The 22790-nt window shown below is 38.9% G+C and carries 18 protein-coding genes; 11 read left to right on the forward strand and 7 right to left on the reverse strand.

The window, feature by feature from the left end:
• Positions 1-122: 122 nt before the first annotated feature.
• Positions 123-1088, reverse strand: coding sequence for an alpha/beta hydrolase (locus B5D82_RS13460; RefSeq protein ID WP_081152222.1), 966 nt, complete (start codon positions 1086-1088; stop codon positions 123-125).
• A 1-nt stretch (position 1089) separates the two neighbouring features.
• Positions 1090-2271, reverse strand: a complete 1182-nt coding sequence (locus B5D82_RS13465) for an MFS transporter (protein WP_081152223.1) — start codon at positions 2269-2271, stop codon at positions 1090-1092.
• Between the two features lie 160 nt (positions 2272-2431).
• Between B5D82_RS13465 and B5D82_RS13470 the strand changes: the two genes are divergently transcribed.
• Together B5D82_RS13470 and B5D82_RS13475 are read left to right on the forward strand one after the other, a co-directional pair.
• On the forward strand, positions 2432-5926 hold the full coding sequence (locus B5D82_RS13470) for a PAS domain-containing hybrid sensor histidine kinase/response regulator (RefSeq protein ID WP_081152225.1): 3495 nt from the start codon (positions 2432-2434) through the stop codon (positions 5924-5926).
• A gap of 152 nt (positions 5927-6078) precedes the next feature.
• Entirely contained in the window at positions 6079-7344 is a 1266-nt protein-coding gene (locus B5D82_RS13475) for a GGDEF domain-containing protein (RefSeq protein ID WP_081152227.1), read from the forward strand.
• Positions 7345-7459: 115 nt separating this feature from the next.
• Here the strand turns inward: B5D82_RS13475 and B5D82_RS13480 are convergent, their stop codons facing one another.
• The 3 genes from B5D82_RS13480 to B5D82_RS13490 all read right to left on the reverse strand — a co-directional run bounded on the left by B5D82_RS13480 (position 7460) and on the right by B5D82_RS13490 (position 11683).
• Positions 7460-8128, reverse strand: coding sequence for a response regulator transcription factor (locus B5D82_RS13480; RefSeq protein ID WP_081152228.1), 669 nt, complete (start codon positions 8126-8128; stop codon positions 7460-7462).
• Positions 8129-8272: 144 nt separating this feature from the next.
• Positions 8273-10546, reverse strand: a complete 2274-nt coding sequence (locus B5D82_RS13485) for a TonB-dependent receptor (protein ID WP_081152230.1) — start codon at positions 10544-10546, stop codon at positions 8273-8275.
• A gap of 216 nt (positions 10547-10762) precedes the next feature.
• Positions 10763-11683: an extracellular catalytic domain type 1 short-chain-length polyhydroxyalkanoate depolymerase gene (locus tag B5D82_RS13490; protein WP_081152231.1), complete on the reverse strand. Its 921-nt coding sequence runs from the start codon at positions 11681-11683 to the stop codon at positions 10763-10765.
• A gap of 265 nt (positions 11684-11948) precedes the next feature.
• On the opposite strand from B5D82_RS13490, the gene B5D82_RS13495 reads away from it, so the two are divergent.
• From B5D82_RS13495 to B5D82_RS13525, 7 genes are all read left to right on the forward strand, one after another.
• Positions 11949-12293 carry a hypothetical protein gene (locus tag B5D82_RS13495; RefSeq protein ID WP_081152234.1) on the forward strand — a complete coding sequence of 115 codons (345 nt, stop codon included), beginning with the start codon at positions 11949-11951 and terminating at the stop codon, positions 12291-12293.
• Between the two features lie 321 nt (positions 12294-12614).
• Positions 12615-13145: a sigma-70 family RNA polymerase sigma factor gene (locus B5D82_RS13500; RefSeq protein WP_081152237.1), complete on the forward strand. Its 531-nt coding sequence runs from the start codon at positions 12615-12617 to the stop codon at positions 13143-13145.
• Entirely contained in the window at positions 13142-13840 is a 699-nt protein-coding gene (locus B5D82_RS13505) for an anti-sigma factor (RefSeq protein ID WP_081152240.1), read from the forward strand. The genes B5D82_RS13500 and B5D82_RS13505 overlap by 4 nt, the downstream gene beginning before the upstream one ends.
• A 531-nt stretch (positions 13841-14371) precedes the next feature.
• A complete protein-coding gene (locus tag B5D82_RS13510) occupies positions 14372-15964 on the forward strand; it encodes a DUF4331 domain-containing protein (RefSeq protein WP_081152242.1) in 1593 nt (530 codons plus the stop codon).
• Between the two features lie 11 nt (positions 15965-15975).
• The gene (locus B5D82_RS13515) at positions 15976-16518 is read left to right on the forward strand and encodes an Ig-like domain-containing protein (RefSeq protein WP_081152244.1); all 543 of its coding nucleotides are present in this window, start codon (positions 15976-15978) and stop codon (positions 16516-16518) included.
• A 102-nt stretch (positions 16519-16620) separates the two neighbouring features.
• A complete protein-coding gene (locus B5D82_RS13520) occupies positions 16621-17727 on the forward strand; it encodes a tetratricopeptide repeat protein (RefSeq protein ID WP_245807476.1) in 1107 nt (368 codons plus the stop codon).
• Between the two features lie 47 nt (positions 17728-17774).
• Positions 17775-18884 carry a HupE/UreJ family protein gene (locus tag B5D82_RS13525; RefSeq protein ID WP_081152247.1) on the forward strand — a complete coding sequence of 370 codons (1110 nt, stop codon included), beginning with the start codon at positions 17775-17777 and terminating at the stop codon, positions 18882-18884.
• Positions 18885-19047: 163 nt separating this feature from the next.
• On the opposite strand, the gene fur is transcribed toward B5D82_RS13525, so the two are convergent.
• Complete coding sequence (gene fur / locus B5D82_RS13530; protein ID WP_081152250.1) at positions 19048-19491, reverse strand: ferric iron uptake transcriptional regulator; 444 nt, start codon at positions 19489-19491, stop codon at positions 19048-19050.
• A 211-nt stretch (positions 19492-19702) separates the two neighbouring features.
• Between fur and B5D82_RS13535 the strand changes: the two genes are divergently transcribed.
• A complete protein-coding gene (locus B5D82_RS13535) occupies positions 19703-20170 on the forward strand; it encodes a DUF4442 domain-containing protein (RefSeq protein WP_081152252.1) in 468 nt (155 codons plus the stop codon).
• Positions 20171-20377: 207 nt separating this feature from the next.
• Here the strand turns inward: B5D82_RS13535 and hflX are convergent, their stop codons facing one another.
• Complete coding sequence (gene hflX, locus B5D82_RS13540; protein WP_081152255.1) at positions 20378-21763, reverse strand: GTPase HflX; 1386 nt, start codon at positions 21761-21763, stop codon at positions 20378-20380.
• A gap of 205 nt (positions 21764-21968) precedes the next feature.
• Between hflX and B5D82_RS13545 the strand changes: the two genes are divergently transcribed.
• The gene (locus B5D82_RS13545; protein WP_081152256.1) at positions 21969-22751 is read left to right on the forward strand and encodes a sulfite exporter TauE/SafE family protein; all 783 of its coding nucleotides are present in this window, start codon (positions 21969-21971) and stop codon (positions 22749-22751) included.
• Positions 22752-22790 lie beyond the last annotated feature (39 nt).

Here is a 22790-nt window from a genome sequence, read left to right on the forward strand (position 1 = left end):
CAGACATTTTCTTGTTCTAAAAAAAAGGGCTACCTCGATTTACTGAGGAGCCCTATAGGAAGCTAAGAAATAATTACTGAGCACTGCTAGCAGCGATAACTGGTCGAGTAGATATATATACTCTATTCGGCGTTAATAAATTTTTGAATGTGTAAATAAGTTTGATGGTATTGCTCAGGTACTAATTTTGACAGCAACATATAGGCGTGTATCAGTTCATCAAATTGATAATGTTCAACACTTACTCCCGCTTGCTTCGCTTTTTGGGCGTATAAAGCGCCTTCATCTCGCAAAGGATCACAACCCGCCGTTATCACTAAGGTTTTAGGCATTCTGCTATCAAACTCACCTAATAAAGGTGACGCTGCTGTTATTAATGCCGATGTTGCTTTGCTTGTGTTTAGCTCTATATTTTCGAGATTGAAATACTGTTGGAAGTACCAACGTATTTTATCTGCTTCTAGCAAGAAACCTTGGCCATTGTCGACAATTGACGGGCAACTCATGGTGTAATCGACACTCGGATATATCAATATTTGTTTATCAATTTTGATAGCAGCGTTATCGATGTTGTTAATCACTAAACTGGTACAAATTGCGCCACCAGCACTATCGCCGGCGATATAAAGTTGCTCGCTAAAGCGGTAACCTTTGAGTAAATCTTGATAATTTTCTAATAAATATTGGCAGTCGTCTAACCCCGCAGGATAGGGGTGTTCTGGTGCTAATCGGTAATCAATGCAAATAACAATCGCGTTGGTGGCTATTGCCAGTTCTCGGCTAATGGGATCATATAAATTAACGCTACCACACATGTGACCACCACCATGAAAATGCAGCAAAACCGGTAAAGATTTTTCTGGATTTGGATGATAAATACGCGTCGCAATTTTATGTTCTGAAACCGTGATGAAGGTGTCTTTTATCTGCGCCACCTCAGGTCCTGGTATCATATAAGCAGATAAATTCTCTAGGTTCTGCCGAATAACGTTTGGGTCAAAAGCTGCACCACTCAATTTAGCTTGCTCAAGGCCAGCATTAACTTGCTTGAGTAAGGGAATTAAATCATCTGAGACGTTTCCTCGCATACTAACTCCCTTCTTTTTCTTTATTTTGTAGACCGGATTCCGGTAAAAAATAACTACCGATAAATAAGGTTGAACTCAGTGCCGTGATCAGAATAAACGACATGGTGTAATCACCCTGGTTCATATCAACCAAACTGCCGAATAGCCATAAAATCAGTGTCGATATTATGTAGCTGATTGAGTAAAACATACTAAATACTATGGTGATTCGTGCGGACGTCATTTTTGGTAATTCGTGTGGAATAGAAACAAGCGCGGTTACTGGCAAGAAAATAAAAAAACCTAACACCATAGCCGCAAACGTTTGTAACCAATACAGATCGCTAAACGAAAATACAGCCGTACTGATAATAACCACAAAGCCAGACCAACGAATAACGGGTAAACGTAACGGTATTTTCTTAGCATAAATGATACCGAATATAGTGCCGATAATACCGAAGCCTATTACCCATTTGCTTTGCACAATGCCCGCTTTGGGGTAAAAGGTGAACAAACATATGTAAAACGCTAAAATGCCGGAATAGGCTAAACCGTAAATCCAGTTAAAACGGTCTTTTAAGCCCTCTCGGTAACTATAAATTTCCGGTAAGTCATTGATGTCTTGTGTTGATGTATCAGGCTCTTCAAATTTAACTAAAAGCCAAAGCAGGGCAACAATTAAGCTGATAACAGAGAAAAGTGTTAAGCTGTTTTGCCATCCTCCCGTTAGATCATTAATACTGCCCATTTGCCATAATATAACCGCGGTACCAATATTAAAGGCTACTGCGTTAATACCATTAATAGTAGAACGCTCTTCGGCTTTAAAAAATTGTAAAACGATGGGATTAAAATATACCACCATAAAAGCGCCACCAAGGCCCATCAAAAATCGGCTTAGTAGCAATAATTCATAATTTGGTGCATAGGGTGTGAGTAGGCCTATAGTGATGAGCAAACTGGAAACAAAAAATGCATATTTAATACCGAGTTTTATTGCTATCCATGCAGCAATGAAAGTGCCAACAATTTTAGCTAAGGTAACCGCACCACTAATAAAGCTAGCTGAGGCTAAGCTATGCACGTCAAGAGAAAGCATAATGCTTTGCATGCTAGCTGTGCCACCGACCCAAGCCATGGCGAATAATACATAACTAAAGAAAACAATAGTTTCGACTAAATATTTGTTAGTGATTTTCATCTATGATAACTTTCAAACTGATAATGAATGGTTAGATTACCCTAGGAAGTTAGGGAAATAAGTACTACCTTAGTGCACTATAATCGACTGGCCTGCATGATATGCTATTTGAAATCCCTCTATATGCTGTGCATAGCATCTTTAAAACAAAGGAATAAATTTGTTAGCTTGGCTATCTATTGATACTTGGTTGATCACGGTTCTCTCTATTGGCTATCTTTGCCTACTGTTTTTAGTTGCTTACAAAGGGCAAAACCAGTCGTCTGAGCAATGGCGCTGTAAGCCATGGGTTTATAGTTTATCTTTAGCCGTTAGCTGCACTTCATGGGCTTTTTATGGCACGGTTGGTCAAGCGGCTACAACAGGTGCTTGGCTAGCGCCCCTTTATATCGGTACCATCATGTGTTTGGTATTTGCTTGGCCGATGTTGATGAAAATGCTAAATATTATCAAGCGCCAAAACCTTACTTCAATTGCTGATTTTATTGCTTTTCGTTATGACCGCTCGCCTAAAATTGCGATAACCGTTGCGCTGATCGCCTTGGTGGGTACTGTGCCCTATATTGCCTTGCAATTACGCGCTATTAGTACCAGTTTTGATTTACTCACAGGCACTTTTCAATCAGGCATTAGTACGGCATTTGTGGTGACCATTGTCTTAATTGTCTTTAGTATTTTTTTTGGTACTCGACAAATTGCTGCCAGTAAGCAGAACCAAGGCTTAGTATTAGCGATTGCTTTTAGTTCTGTGGTTAAATTGTTGGCGCTAACGGCCGTGGGAATTTTTGCAACGTTTTTTGTTTTTGATGGTTTTGCCGATCTCGCTGCCCAGCAACAAAGTAAACAATTATTTACTGAGACAAACTCTGTTTATTTAAGTGTTGCCCATGCACTTTTGGGCGCCATTACTATTTTCGTTTTGCCGCAGCAATTTCATATGATGATGATTGAAAACCATCACCCACAAGAGTTAAAAACTGCTCGCTGGCTATTTCCATTGTATTTCATTTTAATTAATATTTTTGTTTTACCCATTGCCATTGCAGGCTTGATCACTTTTCCTGGCGGCAGTGTAGACGCAGACACCTATGTATTAACGCTGCCATTGTTCTTTCAACAAGCTTGGTTAGGTGTAGTGGTATATATTGGCGGCTTAGCGGCAGCAACGAGTATGGTTATTGTATCTGCTATTGTCTTGAGTACAATGATTTCAACCGAAGTGATAACGCCCTTAACGTTGAAATTTAAATATTTTAGCAAGGAAGGCGCACCGCAATTTTCAGGCTTACTATTAAAACAACGCCGCCTTACCATTATCGCAATATTGTTATTCGCTTTTGCTTTTGAACGCAGCATAAATCAGCAAAGCCATTTAGCCAGTATTGGCTTGCTCTCATTCGTTTTATTATCGCAATTTGCACCGGCAATTATCGGCGCATTATATTGGCGAAAAGCCAATGGAAAAGGCGCTTTAACTGGATTGATTATCGGTAGCGTTATGTGGTTCTTTACCTTACTGTTACCGATTATTACGCCTAATTTAGCTTGGGTAGAAAATGGCGTTTTTGGACTTGCTTGGCTAAAGCCTACCGCTTTATTTGGTCTAGACTTTTTAGATTTAACCAGCCATGGCGTATTCTATAGCTTAATGAGTAATATCATTTGTTTTGTCGTTGTTTCATTACTGACCCATCGCAGTGTGGGTGAAAAACTCCAAGCCGATATTTTTATCTCTAAAAGTCAGCGAAAATTCGAACGTAATTTAAGCACTGAGGATCTTTACAGCTTATTAATGCGCTTTATCGATAAAAGCTCTGCAGATGCTTTTTTGCAAATTGCAAAGTCGAATCAAGCGAATCAAAACAACTTAAATGTTGAGCCAGTAAATCTGATTGAATATACCCGTTTACAACTTTCTGGCGTTTTAGGTTCGGCTTCAACGCGTATGGTAATGAAAGCGGCTTCAACCTCTGAAAGAATGCCACTTGAAGATGTTGTCAGTATTGTGGATGAAGCGAATGAAATGTTTCGCTTTAACCGAGAGTTATTACAATCAGGCGTTGAAAATATAGAGCAAGGTATTAGTGTTGTTGATGCCGACATGAGATTAGTGGCATGGAATCAGCGTTATATTCAATTATTGGATTACCCTGAAGGTTTTGTGCAAGCCGGTTTGCCCATTGAAACCTTATTAAATTTTAATATCTCAAGAGGTATTATTGCCGGTGGCGCCAATAATGATCAGATGATCGCTAAACGTATCGCTCATATGAAAAATGGTGACAGCCATCACTTTGAACGAAAAATGCCTAATGGCATGGTACTCGAAATTCGTGGTCAGTCGATGCCAGCAGGCGGATTTGTTAGTACTTTTTCAGATATAACGGCTCACATTGAAGCCGAAAAGGCTTTACAAAAAGCCAACGAAAACCTTGAAAAACGTGTTGAAAGTCGTACCCAAGAATTACAAAAAGCTAAAGCCGAAGCCGAAGCCGCCTATAGCAGTAAAAGCAGATTTTTAGCAGCAGCAAGTCACGATTTGATGCAGCCATTTAATGCCTTATCTTTATTTACTTCTATGTTAAAAAATAAAGTACAAGGTGAAGAGCTAACGGCACTTGCCGAACACATTGACGATTCATTAAATGTAGTAGAAGCCTTATTGTCTGATTTAGTCGAAATTTCTCGCCTAGATAGTAGTTCTGAGAAAATTGATAAAAGCCACTTTGCCCTCGATGATTTACTCAGCCCATTAAACAATGAATTTACGGCATTAGCCACGCAAGCAGGCATACACTTTTCTTATCAACTCAGTCAGTGTGTAGTGCATTCTGATAAACGCATGTTAAGACGAGTAATACAAAACTTTTTGTCGAATGCGGTACATTATTGTAACGATAAACAAGGTGAAAAATCGACGATTGCCAATCGTATTGTGTTAGGTATAAGAAGAACCCAAGCGATGATTCGCGTTGAAGTTTGGGATAACGGTCCAGGTATTGCTTTAGCACAACAAAAAGCAATTTTCCGTGAATTTGAACGTTTAGAACAGAATCGAGAAATACCTGGGCTTGGTCTAGGTTTGGCTATTTCAGAGCGTATTGCGAATTTACTGGGCTTAAAAATTTCGGTGAAATCTCAACTCGGCAAAGGTACTTGCTTTAGCATCGAAATACCGCGTGTCAGAGAGAGTGAAGCCGCAACTGTAAATGCGAATACAAGCAAAAAGTTTAATAAAACCTTAGAGGCTAAAACACAAGCATCGCCAGAAAAACCCTTTAGTAACATCGTCGTGCTATTAATTGATAATGATGAATTAATGTTAACGGCCTTGACCTCACAACTTATCGATTGGGGTTGTAAGGTGTTGACCGCACATGATCAAGCATCATGTCAGCAGACGCTTGCTAATGGCGAAATTAAACCTCATATTGTCATTGCTGATTATCATCTTGATTACGGTAATAATGGCGTTGAATTAGTGCGAACATTGTTGGAAACACAGCAATGGAAATTACCTACAATCATTTGTTCTGCTGACCCTTCAGAAAATGTTAGACAGCATACTAGTGATGCTGAATTTCTTTTTTTACGTAAGCCGGTTAAGTCATTAGCGCTGAAGCGCATGATGCGTCAACTGCTAGTAATTAATTAAAAACTTTACTGATCGTTTTACTGTTAGTATTCGTAAGTACTATTAGCGTATTATTGCTAAATAATACTTTTGAGTAATTATAACTAGTGCTTAAACTACTTATGATGCATTAGCTCCAAATAAAGGAAAATATTATCGGTATCTCCCATATCGTGCAACTTACTTACATGTTAACGGAGGCATTATTCGTTGGTATGGTGATTGTTTTCCTTTTTAGTATGCGACAGAAATTTGGTATTGCACTACTTTATATTACTTTAGGTACATTCCAATATTTACAAACCGTATTAGCCACTTTTTTATATTTTGAAATTTTCCCTGGTGTTTTCGTGAGCCCAGGGTCTGCGGTGCTATTTAATGCTAGCTTATTTGCCGTGCTACTTATCTATATAAAAGAGGATGCAGCAGAAGCGCGGAAACTTATTTATGGACTGGTTTTTGCCAATTTAACCTTAACGATATTTCTCTTAATGGTTGGACTTCATTTAGAGGGTATACCTGCTGAGCAATTATCATTTGTGCCAGAGCAAGTGTTGAGCTTTACGCCTAGGGTGTTAATTGTCGGCACACTTACATTAGCTATCGATATTTTGTTAATAATTATCCTTTATGAGTTCTTTTCAAAATATCTTAATAAAGTTTTTTTAAAAATTTACAGTGCAATGGCGGTGGTATTAATTATTGATACTTTAATTTTTACTGTTGGCTCAGGTATCATTTCAGCACAATCAGATTATATCGGGTTACTGGTATCATCAGTGGTCGGTAAGTTGCTTTTAGCCGTAGTTTATTCTTCGATATTGGCACTTTATATTAAGTTTCATCAAGATAAAGAATTGATCAGTACAAATGAAAGTACTGATATAAAAGATATTTTCACATTTCTTACTTACCGACAAAAATACGAAAAACTACGAAAAGAAATCTATCGAGATTCACTTACAGGACTATATAACCGTGGTTTTCTAAATGAAAACCTACCTAGAGAGCTTGATAGAGCGGTACGTAACGATGACTCTATTGCTTTTCTAATGATAGATATTGATAATTTCAAGCACATTAATGATACTTTCGGGCATCAAGAAGGTGACAGGATACTTGCTTTTTTGGCTATGGTTATTCATAAGTCAATTCGAAAAATGGATTTAGCGTGTCGATATGGCGGTGAAGAGTTCTCGTTAATATTACCTAAAACCGATAAGATTTCGGCCATACAACTCGCTGAAAGATTAAGAGATAATTTAACTATTTTATCTGCCTCACATAAGCCTGCCATAGCCCGTGAAATAACGTTAACTATCGGTATTGCAATGGCGCCAAAAGAAGCGATTACACCCGATGAACTTGTGTCTATTGCAGATAAAAGACTTTACTTAGGTAAAAAAAGTGGCAGAAACTGTATTATATCGAATGGCTAAGATGGCAGCGAAGATGTCGTTAATTTAATCACAGGTTGAGTGATATTAAACGGATAAAGCGTAACCCGTTTAAACTTAGCGGGTTACGTCCTTATTCAATTACTTTTACTTTTGATCAAGAGACATTTAAGTGTTGTGAAGGGCTAAGCATTAACTGCTGATAAGCAAGACCCGCTAATGTACGGTTATTCACTTCTAGTTTTAACAATATAGCGGAAACATGCTTTTTAACTGTGGTTTCTTTGATATCGAGATCATAAGCAATTTGCTTATTTAATTGGCCATCGGCAATTTGCGTTAATACTATGTATTGTTGCGGGGTCAGTTGGCTTAATTGTTTAGCGAGTTTTTGATGAGCTACATCAATTTGTTGGTCAGCATTAAACTCAATATGTTCTGGTAACCAAATATCTCCCTCTAAAACCGTAGCAATGGCTTTTGCTATTGTGGCTAAATCAGCAGATTTAGGTATAAATGCTGCTGCCCCAAAGTTAATCGCTTTTTGCATGGTTTCAGAGTTGTCGTCGGACGATACCATGATCACGACAATGTCAGGAAAATGGTTTTGCAGTTGCGTTAAACCGGTAAAACCGTCGTTACCTGGCATATGCAAATCAAGGAAAACTATTTCTAAGCTATCGTGTTCATTAACAGCTTTAAGTAAGTCGTGAAAGTTATCCACTTCTAGGGTTTCATCATCTTCAATACATTCTACAATTGCCTGCTTTAACGCAGTGCGAAATAGCGGATGATCGTCGGCGATGATTACTTTTGCTTGGTTCATTACAACAGCCTTTTATACGATTAAAACTAAAAACTCTCAAACTACAAAGCGAGAATGATAATAATGCATGATGATACAATATTGATTATCAAAAAAAGAGCCGGTAAAAACCAGCTCTTTTTATTTTTAAATAGTGAATAGCGTTTAGAAACTATAACCTATGGTTAATGAAATGGTTTCAGGGTCGCCGTAATAGCCAATCAGTGTGGTATCACCACCTAAACCAGGGGCATAACTGCCATCATCATTTTGTGCACCTAAGAAGGCGTAGTTACCGACCAAGTATTCTTCATTAGTAATGTTTTTCCAATGAAGTGCTGCAGTCCAATCACCATTGTTGCTATACCAATTAACACCAAAGTTGAGCAGTCCATAACCATCTTGAGTTAATAGGTTATCGGTAACGTTTAAGTCATAGTCACTACGGTAATAGTAGTTACCATTTACAACAAAAGCACCTGCTGAGGTTTCAATATCATAAGAAACACCAAGATTGGCGGTAGTTTCAGGGGTATTAGTAATCGTGAAACTATCGCTAATATCTATTTGACTACCGTCAGTATCAAATGATTTAACTTCTTTAAAAGATGAGTCGATTAAGCCTATGCTAGCAAAAATATTTAAGTTATCTGCTGCAGCATATTCTATTTCTAGCTCTAATCCAGACGCGGTAGATTTACCTATATTACCTAAACGTTGACTCAAAGCACTATTGTCTTCTGTCGGTAAAACGGTAACAAATTGTCTGTCTTTATGATCAAGGTAGAAAGCTGTGGCATTAACTCTTAAGTTATCATTCCACTCACTTTTTACGCCAATTTCAAATGAATCAACTACTTCTGGATCTACGGCTGGCTCAGGACCACTTGCTCTTGGGTTAAAGGTACCGGATTTAAAGCCTTGTGAGTAACTGGCAAAGAACATCATATCGTTCGAATATTGATATTCTGCACCTACACGTGGAGTAAAGCGCGACCAGTCTTCTTTGTCATTTAGTACTTCAGGGAAGGTAACATCACCACGCACGTAACCGGGTATCCAACCACTTTCTGGATAAACAGTTTCAAATGCTAAGCCATTATTAACGTTAGCTGTTTTTTCTTCTGTGGTGTAACGCGCACCTAAAGTCATCGATAATTTTTCGGTAAGGTTGTACGAGCCTTGTGCATAAACAGCATAGCTTTCACTATTGTTACAGCCGGTGACTTCTCGGGTTAACCCAGGTAAAGAGAGTGACTGGCCATAATTCTCTAAAATAGCATCGAAATGGCCACAAGATTCACCATCAAAGTAGTATAAGCCTGAAACAAAAGTTAAATTATCTGAATCATAGTTTAACTGAAATTCTTGGCTGAATTGCTCATCATCATAAATGGCTGGTACATCAAATACACGCTCTGGTGTATTATCAAAATCAATATTTGTTTTTGAGTAATTTTCACGGCTTGAGGTAACTGATTTAACCGACCAAGTATCATTGATATAGTATTCAGCTGTTAGGCTAAAACCTTCAGATTCAACACTATTCCAAGTAGGCATACTGGTGTAAGAGTCATATACGCTGTCGGGTACTGGCGCATCAGTTACGATACTTGGTAGTAAACGATAGCCGCCTTTAGCATTAGAGTCGTCGGTGGTTTTATCATAGTTAAAACGGAAAAATAAATCGTCAGTGGGTTCGAACTCGACGGTAATTCGACCGGCAAAAACATCTTTATTGTAGTTTTCTAAATCTTGATTTGGTAAATCAGATTGTAAAAATTCACCGTACCCATCGCGTGTCAAATTGGCTAAGGCAAAACCTACGTAAAGTTTGTCGTCTATTACTGGGATTTTCCCCGCCACTTTATAATCTTGACGACCATAGTTTCCAAAGGTAGCTTTAAGATCAAGCTCTACATCACCAGACATTTTTTTAGTGACATATTTAATCGCACCACCGATAGTATTTTTTCCATATAAACTACCTTGAGGACCGCGTAATACTTCGATGCGTTCAACGTCAAGAATATCTAATACAGCACCCTGTGGACGGGCAATATAAACATCATCAACATAAATACCTACACCCGGTTCATAGCCCCATAAAGGATCATCTTGACCTACACCACGAATAAAAGCAGTTAACGTTGAGTTAGTACCACGACTAGCTTGTAAGGTAGTATTCGGAGAAAACTGTTGAACTTCAGTCATCGCACTTATACCATTTTGCGCTAACTGTTCAGCGCCAACAGACGTAACCGCTACAGGCACATGTTGCAAGCTTTCTGCCGTTTTTCGAGCCGTAACTTCAATGCGCTCTAATGTTGGATCGTTTTTGATCTGTTGATCTGTTTCTGCCGCCATGATGTTTTGGCTAGTCAGTGCTGCTGAAATTGTTATGGCTAAAACACTCAGCCTTCCGTTAAAACGTTTCATAATAGTTCCCCGTGTTTTAAATCTAATAAATCGCTGATTTGAGCACTTTATTGTTTTTTATTAGTGTGGATAAAACTCTATAGTAAATTTGCTAGAAGATAATTTGTACTATAGTAGTATGCAGTCTACTTATGTTATTAACTTGTTGTATATAAACACTATATATGTGGTTATATTTATTTTTAAAATATATTTTTAGCTTAATTATCTGTTGATTTATATTTTCCAAGCCTCGAGTAAGTACAAAACCGTACTAATTGGCGTGCTAATGACAAAAGGAGCAACGTTTCCTCCGTCGACTTTTTCTGGTGCGACAGCTATGCCATGTCCCATGTTTTCAATTTCAATTAGCTCAACATTTAATTGCTGGTTTTTTCCTTGCCATTGACTGACTTGATAGCCCTGATGTTTTTCAATAGTTGGCTGCTGTGATGATTGAGTTAATTGCGCCCAATGAATGGCAAGTTGCTGTGAGTTTTTAGGGTTAACTACTGCGTCTTTATCACCTGTAAATATCGACAATGGTGGCCAATTCGATTGCGTGCCATTTATCTGTTTAACTAATGTGGTTAATTGAGCAGTATTTTGTGAGGGCCCGCTACGCATGCAGGCAATAGCGGTGATCAAATTATCTGCACAAGGGTAGGGTATGCCAGCAACAATGGCGCCAGCGGTGAATAGCTCGGGATAATTAACCACCATAGAGCTTGCCATCGCGCCACCTGCAGATAAACCGATAATATAAACATTACTAAAGTTATGCTCGGCGTTAACCGTGGTTATCATATTTTTTATCGACAAGCTTTCGCCTTGATTTTTTTCAATATCTTGTGTGGAAAACCAATTGAAGCAACCTTTAATGTTATTGTTCTGACTTTGCTGTGGGATCAGCAGTGAAAACTGCTTTTTTTTTGCTAACGCCAGTAAGCCACTTTGCTCGGCGAGAATTACTCCTTGTTGAACACAGCCATGCAGTAAAACAATAAGGTTTTTATTATTTTTAGTCCCTTGAAAGTAGCTGGCGCTTAGTTCGCCTGGGTTATTGCCAAATTCAATTAATGTTGGTTGTTTAGCAAAACTGTTATCACTAAAAAAGGCTACTGTAATGATGATAAACATCGATAAATATTTATACATATTAATTTTCCATAGTTATTAACTAAAGCTAAAAGCTATAAGTTTGAAGTTATAAGCTAAAAGTTAAGGCGATATAGGGCAATTCAGCTTATCAGCATGGCGTATTAGCTAAAGTTATAGAATGCTACTTTAGTTCCACAGCAATTGGTAAATGATTATTTTAAAAGATAAAACTAGTTGTTTGATAATGATTGGATAAACGCTAAGCTATGCAGGTAAAAGTACTACCCTAATTATTTCGGTTACTTGCATAAGAGACTTCAGCATGACACTTAAGACATTGGCGCAGCGTTTGTTTATTATCAAGCCATTATTAAATCTTACTTTTGCTGCCGGTATTGTTTCGATTGTTATTTTATTTCTCAATGGCTCAATTGAAAATCAAAACCTTTATGCTTTACCTTGTTTATTAGTCGCCGCATGGAGCTTATTATTAAGTGCAATATTGGGCTTATTGGTTAATACTCCAAGTCCTGATAAAACCGTAAAAGGTTGGTTTGCAGGTATGAAAAAAAGGCTAGCAAAAGCTATATTCAATTTTGTGGCTGCCGTGTTTATTTTTACCAGTTTAGCCTTGCTTTATGTGACAATTAAATTGTTGAATTTATGATGTTTTAAGGGGAGATCAACGATAAGAAGTCACTAGTATTACACTGACATATACCTGCCATAAACTTAACCTGTTCTAATACTCTCCTAGATATACACTGCTTAGTACTAAATATTTTTTTGTCATCAATTTCAGTAAAATTATCTCCACATTTAAATACATTTAATTATTTATTAATAAGGCGTTGCATGTAGGCTGTTAGATTTATTAGCGAAATATTTTCATGTTATTGCTGTATTCAACAGTAGGTAAATACAGCTCACTTAGTATACTATCTCCTCAAATCAGTAAATTATTCCGACATAAAAAGAGCAATAAATAATGGAACATGAACAGCACCTAGCCTTACTTGGCGCTATAGCCCAAGGTGATAAAAAGGCGTTTTCAGCGCTTTACCAAAACACCAGTAAACAACTTTATGCGGTGAGTTTAAAAATGTTAGCCCGGAAAGAATTAGCCGAAGAAGCGTTGCAAGAGGCGTATGTGCGTATTTGGCATAACGCGTCGGAGTATCGTGTTGGTAAGGGTACAGTACTGACCTGGATGATCAGTATTGTTCGTTATCGAGCGCTAGATATTTTACGATATAACAAAATTAGAAAAGAAGATGAATTAGACGAGAGTGAAAGCTTTGATCATGACGCCCCTGAGCAAGTAAGTGACTCAGAACAGTTATTATTAGATAAATGCTTGCAGCAACTTGACCAGTCACAACGCCAAGCAATATATTTAGCTTACTTTAATGGCTGTTCTCACCAAGAGGTGGTTAAACACCTAAATAACCCATTGGGTACCATTAAAAGCTGGATAAGACGTGGTCTTACTAGCCTACAAAGTTGTTTAACGTCATGAATTATCAAGCAGAAAACCTCAAAAACGCCTTAGCTGCAGAATATGTACTAGGCACCTTGCGCGGGCCTGCCCGTCAGCGCTTTCAAAAATTGATGATGCAATATCCACCGATCAGTGAGGCAACCACTACTTGGGAGCAGCACTTAAATGCGTTAGGACAAAAAATTCCGCCAGTAACACCTGACGAATCGGTATGGCAGCGCATTGAACAGCAACTAGGCTTTGTTAACGAGTCAACAAAAAGTAATGTTGTGCCAATAACGAAAGCTAAACCTAAAGTTTGGCAAGGCATTGCAGGTTTAGCGTCAGCTGCTGCATTGGTACTTGCTGTGCTGTTAGTGAATATTGAACCAACAACAGCCCCCGATGCTCAACAACTCGCTTTGGTTAATAACGAACAAACCGAACTACTATGGGCGTTGGAAATTGGCACAGACACGATTGATATTCAAGCAACTAAAAGCTTAGTGCCGCAAGCCAATGCTGATTATGAGTTATGGATAGTAGCGGCAGATGGTAGAGCGCCAATATCGTTAGGCTTACTCCCTAAAACGGGCAAGTTAACCTTAAGCAAGCCTGAGTTGTTCGATCAAATTGAGATTGCCGCATTAGCTGTAAGCTTAGAACCGCTTGGTGGTTCACCGAATGGCTCACCAACCACAGTGCTGTATACCTCTAAGCTAGTCACGCTTTAGTGATATTTAATTAGTTTTTAATTTTAAAGCACAACATTTATGAACGAATACAAAAGCGAAACGAAAGTTTCGCTTTTTTTATGACCTAAAAATAAAACCAATAATTAGGTGTTAATTATTGTCACTTCAAATAAATCGTAATTAAATCAAAAATTAAAACACTTTTTGCAGTTATAACCTAAGCTTTAGGTCATCTGCTGCTAAGCGATAATGTAAGCGATAATGTAAGCGATAATGTAAGTGAGAAAAACTGCAGAATTATCCCAATTAGCATAACAGTACCTGTGCAAAGAACATTGCACTTCAATTACGTGAACACGTGAATATGGAAAATTGATAAATTAAATTCAAATAAAAATGCTCATACAAAAGTGTTATTTAATAATGATTTAAGGTGTTAACTCCTAGGTGGCAATAATTAATTGAAAAATAATTTACTTTTTATGCATCCAATTCTGATTTTCAACCGTTTAACTATATGAGCTTTCAAGAAAGTAACCATTAAGAAGTATAAAATTAAAAGGAAACGTCATGAAAAAATTTAAAATAACGCTTATAGCCTCGGTAATAATGAGTGCCACTTTGTCTCAAGCTGTTTCAGCATCAAGTCATCGTGAAGCACCAAACCTAACGCGTATGCCAACAGTAGATTCCACAGATTTTTACGCATTCAATAGTTATGAAGAAGGTCGTGGCGATTATGTCACGTTAATTGCTAACTATATTCCGCTGCAAGACGCTTATGGTGGACCAAACTATTTCGCCATGGATCCAGCAGCATCTTATGATATACATATCGATAACGATGGTGATGCAGTAGAAGATATCACTTTTAGTTTTAACTTCAGCCAAATGTTAGGCAACAATAATGCCGGCATTGCCTTAATGGTTGGTCCAGAGGGCGAGCAGAAATCTGTAGGAGTACCGCTTAAAAATGTTGGTGGTATCAGCATGGCGAATCAAGATGCTGCTAACTTCTCTGAAAGCTACACGGTCAAAATGACTGCTGGCGCTATGGGAACAGGTACCAGTGTTGCCGTTACAAATATGACTTCTGGTGGCGCAAGTTTTGCTAAGCCGTTAGATTATATCGGTAACAAAACATTCACTAATGCCGCGCAGTATGCTGCTTACGCAAATAGTCATGTTTACTCAGCGGCTATTCCCGGTTGTGATGCACCAGCAAAAGTTTTCGTAGGTCAGCGTAAAGACGCATTTACTGTAAACTTAGGTAAAGTATTCGATTTAGTTAACTTTGTTCCTGTTGAGGGCGATAGTGCTCCTGGTGCTGGTGATGCAGGTGGTTTCCCCGGTGGTATTACACAGTCAGCAATGAATGATGATTTAGCTGATAAAAATGTAACCAGTATTGCTATCGAAGTACCTACCGCTTGTTTAACGGGTGAAGGTAATGGCGTAATCGGTAGCTGGACTAGTGCAAGTTTACCGCAAGCTAGAATTTTAAATCCAAACGCTAGTTTCGATAGCACTGAAGTTAACGGCGGAGCAATGACACAGGTTTCTCGTCTTGGTTCTCCTTTAGTAAACGAGCTAGTCATAGGTTTAGCAGATAAAGATAAGTTTTCAACGTCACATCCAAGTAATGATGGGCAGTTCGCTGATTATGTTACACATCCAACACTACCTGAGCTGTTAAATATTCTGTTTAAAGATGCTGTAAATACTACGCTAAATGCCAATATAGAAACCTTAGCGCCGACTAACTTCCCACGGGTTGATTTAGTTACTGCCTTTTTAACGGGTTTCCCTGGTGTGAACCAAATGTCGACAGTTACTGCCTCTGAAATGTTGCGCTTAAACACCGGTATTGCCGCAGTTTCAGCTGATATGCAATCTTCGTTTGGTGTCGCTGGTGATGATTTAGCTGGTTTCCCAAATGGTCGTCGTCCAGGTGATGATGTGGTCGATATCGCACTTCGCGTTGTGATGGGTCGTTTATGTTACCCAATTCCTGTTAATGGCACTGATACTGATTTAGGCTTATGTGCGCCTGAAGACGCGAGTGTTGGTAATGTACCTTTTACTGATGGAGCCCCTAGTAATGCCTCTATGATAGGAACTAGTTTTCCTTACTTAGCCATGCCGTTACCAGGTTCTGAATAAGGAACACTATGATGAATTATCGTAAAAACAATATGGCATTGAAAACCAATGCACGTCGTCCACTTAAGTTGTTAGCCCTAAGTTTGGGTGCAACACTAGTGCTTGCCGGCTGTAATGATGGCTACAAAGAAAGAGCTGAGGAACCTAACGCGGCGCCAACGACGATAACGGTTGATTTGATTACTCAAACAGAAATACCAATCACCGATATGTTAAGTGCAACTGACGCCGATGGTGATGGTTTGAGCTTTAGTCTAGATCAACAGGCAATGTTAGGTGTGGTTACTGTTGCTGGCAATGGTGGGTTTACCTACCAACCTAATAGCGAAGTAACGGGTAGTGACAGCTTCACGTTTTTGGTGACTGATGGTGTAAATGCCCGAGTTACTGGTACGGTTAACATTACTATTGAAGCGCTAGAAGTGTCTTTTTCTAGCTATAGTCGTGCAGCCTTTAATCAGCAAGCTACTGATAAACCTCTGTCCATCAATGGTCGTGCGTTTATTCAAGATGTTGATGATTCAACGGCATACGACGACTTACTTCCACAGTAAAATCGAGCTTGACTGCGCCACGGAAGGCGCCCTTTTATGGATGACAAAATGCCAATATTAACTTACACGTCTTATTTCGTTAAAAATCTCATGGAATGCGTCATGATAAATATCATGAAGCCCCACATGAAGCGTTATACCAACTGCTTATTAATATTGGCTTTTATATCCATCGCAACCCCCGCATATTCAGAAAGTTATACCCCCAAATCAGACCAAACTATCGTTGCCAGTTGGACGGTACCAAAACCCGCAGAACAACCGAAAGTGTTTATCGCTCAACTTATCAGTGATGCGAGTAAACCCGGTTTCGCCAGTCGATATTATGGCCGGGCCAGCGCATTACTTAAGCCTTTATTAGCAGAAGCGCCTGATGATTCAGAGCTACAGTTTTATACAGCGAGTGTTTTACAGCACTATCATCAATTTGAGCAAGCACAACAACTCCTCACGAAAATAGTTCAAAAACAGCCTGGTAATGTCTCAGCTTGGTTAATGAAAGCGAATATTCATATGGTACAAGGTGATTTAGTCGCGGCCAAACAAGCATGTTTACAAGTATTAGGCCATGGCAGTCTTTTCGTCAGTACAGCCTGTGTGCTGGAAGTTAATGCAGAACAAGGACAAGTTGAACAGAGTTATCAGCAATTAAAGCAAGTGGTTAGCGTTGCAGGTGATATTCCGCGAGAACAAAATATCTGGCTTAAGCAAATTTTGGCTGATCTTGCTCAGCGCCTGCAACTACCCCAGCAAGCAATTGACCATTTATCGGGTTATCCACTAGCACAAATGCCTGTAAGTTATTTAGCGTTGTGGGCAGATATTCATTTAGATCAGCAACAAGGTAAAACCGTATTAGATAAGCTGGGGCCAATTGTACTGGCCAGTGATAGTTTTGATGATGCATTATTATTACGACTAGCTTTGGCTGAAAAAAAGAGTAATTCAGCGAGTGCTTCAACCAACCATTTAGCAAGTAAAGCATGGCAGCAGCGTTTAACCCAACGCATTGAAATACGCTTACAGCGTAATGACACAGCCCATGCCGCAGACATTGCTCGCTATTATTTAGATATTGCACCTGATGCGATAAAAGCCTTGCACTGGGCAAGAATTAATTGGCAACAAGCTAAATTAGGCCCAGATAAACGTATACTAGCACGCGCAATGGCAGCACAGACTGCCCTTAAAAGTACAACACAGGCATAAGCCAAAAACACTTTATCAATTGATTAATTAGACTAGTGAGATCAGATATGCAGCAGTGGTTAAAAATAAGCTTAATCGGACTATCTTTTTTATTCGCTAATACCGTCGTCGCTCATCAATTGAGTACCAGTTACATTATTGCCGAAATGGACAACACAGGTCGCATTAATGGTGAATGGCAATTGAGCTTAACTGACTTGGAATTAGCCGTAGGTTTAGATTTAAATGCCAATGGGGAGCTAACTTGGGGAGAAGTAACAAGTCGCCAAGCTGAGATTGCTAGCTACTTGGCAGAAAACTTATTACTCAGCCGTGACGACCTATCATGTAACCTTCGCTTTGAAGTCGTAGACCGTTTACAGGACCATGCCAACGAAGCGTTCGCAGTGACTGACTTTTCTGGTCAATGTGCGATTAGCGGGTCATTAAATGTTAAATACAATGCGATATTTGCCTTAGATAGTAGTCATGAAATGGTGCTAAATATTGGCGATGGCAACAATATGCACAGTTTTGTTTTAGACGATAACACTCGACAAATAGATCTAGATTTAAAAGAAGGTAGTTGGCAGACCACTTTCACGCAGTTCGTATATCAAGGTGTAATACATATTTGGATAGGAATAGATCATATTCTGTTCTTGCTCGCGTTATTGTTGCCGGCGGTATTACAGCGTAGAAACAATCAATGGCAAGCCATAACTAGTGTTAAAACCATCTTGACCAATACGGTTTGGATCATCAGCGCATTCACTTTGGCCCACTCGTTGACGTTAACCGCAACCGCTTTAGGTTGGTTAACCCCGAGTAGTCGCTGGGTGGAACTCGGTATTGCAATTTCTGTTTTATTTGCGGCATTAAATAATATTTGGCCTGTGGTGTTGCGTTTAGCTTGGTTAACCTTTGCTTTTGGTTTGTTACACGGTATGGGGTTTGCTGGCGTATTAGGAGAGTTAGGCTTACCGGCGGATCAACAACTCTTAAGTATTTTAGCCTTTAACCTTGGTGTGGAAATAGGGCAGTTAGCGATACTGGCGATTTTATTACCAGTTTTGATTTTACTGCGTAACACCAAACTCTACAGCAAAGGCATTATACCCGTGGGCTCTTTATTAATTGCTATTATGGCAGTGCAATGGAGTATCGAACGTTGGTAACTATAGGTTACCGTTGCCGCGGCTATGAAGTGAAAATCAGTGGAAGTTATTGTTAATTATTAAATAGATTAGTTTGAATTATTTGTTAGTCATTCTTCCTAAAAATAAAAAGCCCTAGTTAATTTAATAACTAGGGCTTAATTTTTTGTATTTTGTCAGTGATTTAAAACTGTGCTTTACGGAAATTCTCGCAAGCTACTTCGTCTTCACATTCACCGTATAAGTATAAACTGTGATTGGTCAGTTTTACTTTATGCAATTTTGCTACATCTTCTTGGCGTTGCTCAATAACATCGTCTTCAAATTCAATAACTTTACCGCAGTTAAGACAAACTAGATGATCATGATGTTTTTTATGGCTAAGTTCAAATACTGACTTACCCCCTTCAAAATGATGACGAGTTACAATACCTGCGTCGTCAAATTGGTTTAAGACACGATATACTGTCGCTAAGCCAATTTCTTCATTATGCTCAAGCAAAATTTTGTATACGTCTTCTGCACTGATGTGTTGGTTATTTGGATTTTGTAAAATGCCCAAAATTTTAATGCGCGGCAAAGTGATTTTTAGTCCGGCTCTTTTTAATTCTTCATTTTGTTCAGGCATTAATTTTAATCTCTACATCAGGCTTTCAATTTATTGAAAATTATAGGGGGTTATGGGCTAGGTTGAAAGGGCTAGTTGTAAATGAATATCTCTTTTGTTGTTTTATTGGCTTAAAACGTCATAATACACCACTGGTCTGATGAGTTTGGTTTTATAAACCATACGGTTTACAGAAGTACTCACATTTTATTTAGCTTTAAAAGGAAATTATATGTTTAAAAAAGCTTGGCAAATGAAATTATTATTAAATATTTGGCCGCCATTTCTATTTACCGGTATTCGCGTTGTCGACGTTGCTGACGATTTTCGTAGAGCTAAGGTGCGTTTAAAACTCAGTACCTTTAATCAAAATGCGGTTGGCGTGCATTTTGGTGGGTCATTATATGCCATGACAGATCCCTTTTTTATGCTATTGATAATGTCACGATTGGGCAAGGATTATGTGGTTTGGGATAAGTCTGCAGATATTGATTACATTAAACCTGGTAAGGGCACAGTAACTGCCGAATTTATAATTACCGATGCTTTGATTGAAGATATTTTGGCACACACTGCTGCTGGCGAAAAATACCTGCCAGAACTTCCAGTTTACGTTAAAGATGCTGAAGGAGAAATTGTGGCTAAACTCAATCGGACACTTTATATTCGACGAAAAAATCAGCGCAATAGTTACGGCTAATGCGCTCAAATGCACTGTCTAGAATAAGACACTGTCTAAAATAAGGTAATGTGTAACCAATATAAAGTCACGTTATAGGGGCTGCGCGAAATAGAGCAGCAATGGGACACCTTAGCTAATGTGTCCCACTTTGCAGTGCTGTATCTCTGTGCTGTATCTCTGTGCGGGTAATCATGGTGCAGTTAATTGCCACCCAGTCTTTGGAAACTATTTATCAGCTTCTATGTTTAGCATACGTTTTTTTAATCTTTCTAAATCAATCGCGTTTGAGCGCACGGTAAGCTTAATATGGCTATATTCATATTCTTCTTTAGTAACACTCATGCTTGATCGAATTTCGCCTATAATACCTTTAGCGGTGTAAGGAATAATGAACTCATCTTCAATCATCTCTTCCTGTGCAGTATTAACAATATATTGATGTAACTTACTAATATCAGCTGGATTGCGAGTTGATGTCATCATGGCATCTGGAAATTCTGCCATTAACGCCTGTTGTTCTTCGGTGCTAAGTTGATCAGATTTATTCAGTACCAATAATTTCTTACTATCTTCAACGCCCACTTCTTCTAGTACTTCATGCACAACATCAAGCTGTGAGCGAAAACTAGGGTCAGAGGCGTCAACCACATACAACAATAATGAAGCATCATGCGCTTCTGCTAAGGTTGAATGGAATGACGCGACTAAGTCGTGCGGTAATTTTTTAATAAAACCAACAGTATCAGACACTAATATTCTAGGCTGAACGGTTGGGTACAATGCACGAACTGTAGTATCCAGCGTCGCAAAAAGTTTGTTTTCACCTTCTACATCACTCCCCGTAATAGCTCGCATCATTGATGACTTACCCGCATTGGTATAACCGACTAGGGCGACACAAAAAAGCTCTGAACGTTGGGTGCGTCGGCCTTTCATTTCATGTTGAACACTGACTAATTCGCGCTTAAGGTCTGCTAGTTGATCACGTACCGCTCGGCGGTTTAGCTCTAGGTTCGTTTCGCCTGCACCTTTACCCATTTGACGATCTCTATCGCCAGATGATGTTTCACGAAGGCGCGGTGCTACATAATTAAGACGAGCAATTTCAACTTGTAATTTCGCCGTTTTGGTACGAGCATGGCGACTAAATATTTCAATAATAATACCGGTACGATCAAATACCTCTACGCCTAATTGATTCTCGACATTACGCAGTTGTGATGGACTTAAATCACAGTCAAATACCACTACATCTGCACAGGCAAAGGGCAGATTCTCAGAAGGGATGTCTGATGGCATATTAGTCAGCAGGGTTTCATCTTTTATTTCTTTAGATGAGTCTTGAGATAGGTCGTCATTTTCTTCTTCTTCAACTTCACCTTTGTTACCAGTAAGGTGTGCTATTTCAGCCAGCTTACCTAAACCAAGTACGTTAACTTTATTGGTTGAACTCAATTTTTGCGACTGTGTGCCAACGACTTTAAAACCTAAAGTCGTGACTAAACGGGCTAGCTCTGCCAGTGACTCTGTTGCTTCATCACCTTTAAACTGAGGTGTACAAATGGAAATAAGTAAAGCGTGATTAAGTGATGCTTTTGCTGTTAGTTGCATAATTTTTTATATAAGTGCACTTGAGGTGCAAACCTAAATTTTTGTCTAAAGTAAGTTCATCCTACGCTGTTATAGGTAAGCTTTATAGGGGAATAAGGGACTAAATTTTAGTTAGTGAATGATCGTGGCTATAACTACCTACAGGACATAATAAAAATGTGCTAACGTTTGAGATATTTCCATGCCCAAAGGCTGATTATTAACAATGTCATTTGAACTCATATTTCTGTTTTTCGCAGGCTTTTTTGGCGGAGTGCTTAACTCAATTGCCGGTGGAGGAAGTTTTATTACTTTTCCTGCGCTGATCTTTGTCGGTATTACCCCTATTATGGCTAATGCGACTAATACTTTTGCGTCGTGCGCGGGTTATTTGAGCGGTACTTATGCTTTTAGAAAAGAGCTTGCTGAACATAAAAGTGAATTGCCTAAAATCATAATGATCAGTCTACTCGGCGGTATATCTGGTGCTTGGTTATTACTACAAACGTCTGAGGTTGTCTTTCGCTCGGCCATCCCATGGTTGTTATTATTTGCTACTGTGCTATTTATTTTCGGCGGACAAATAAATAAAGCACTTAAAAAAGCAGCCTCGAATAGCCAACACGCATCTGCTATCGGCGGAATTTTACTGATAATCATACTACTAGGTGTTTCAATCTATGGCGGTTTTTTTAACGCGGGGTTAGGTATTATAGTGCTCAGTTATTTAGCATTAGCTGGTTACACCAATATTAATGCCATGAATGGATTAAAGCTATTGGTATCATCGACCGTGTCGTTGATTGCCATTGCACTGTTTATTTATAATGATGTTATTGTTTGGTATGAAGGTACTATTTTATTATCGGGCACTTTAGCCGGAGGGTATATGGCAGCAAAGTTATCCCGAAAACTGCCCCAAAAGCATGTTAGAGGCTTTGTTATTGTGGCGAGTATTGCGACTACGCTGTATTTCTTTTTTGATGTTTATTCTGGCCAGTACATATAAATTAATATTATTACCCGCTATCTAAGTCCTATGTTTTCG

This window comes from Cognaticolwellia beringensis (genome assembly GCF_002076895.1).
Lineage (GTDB): Bacteria > Pseudomonadota > Gammaproteobacteria > Enterobacterales > Alteromonadaceae > Cognaticolwellia > Cognaticolwellia beringensis.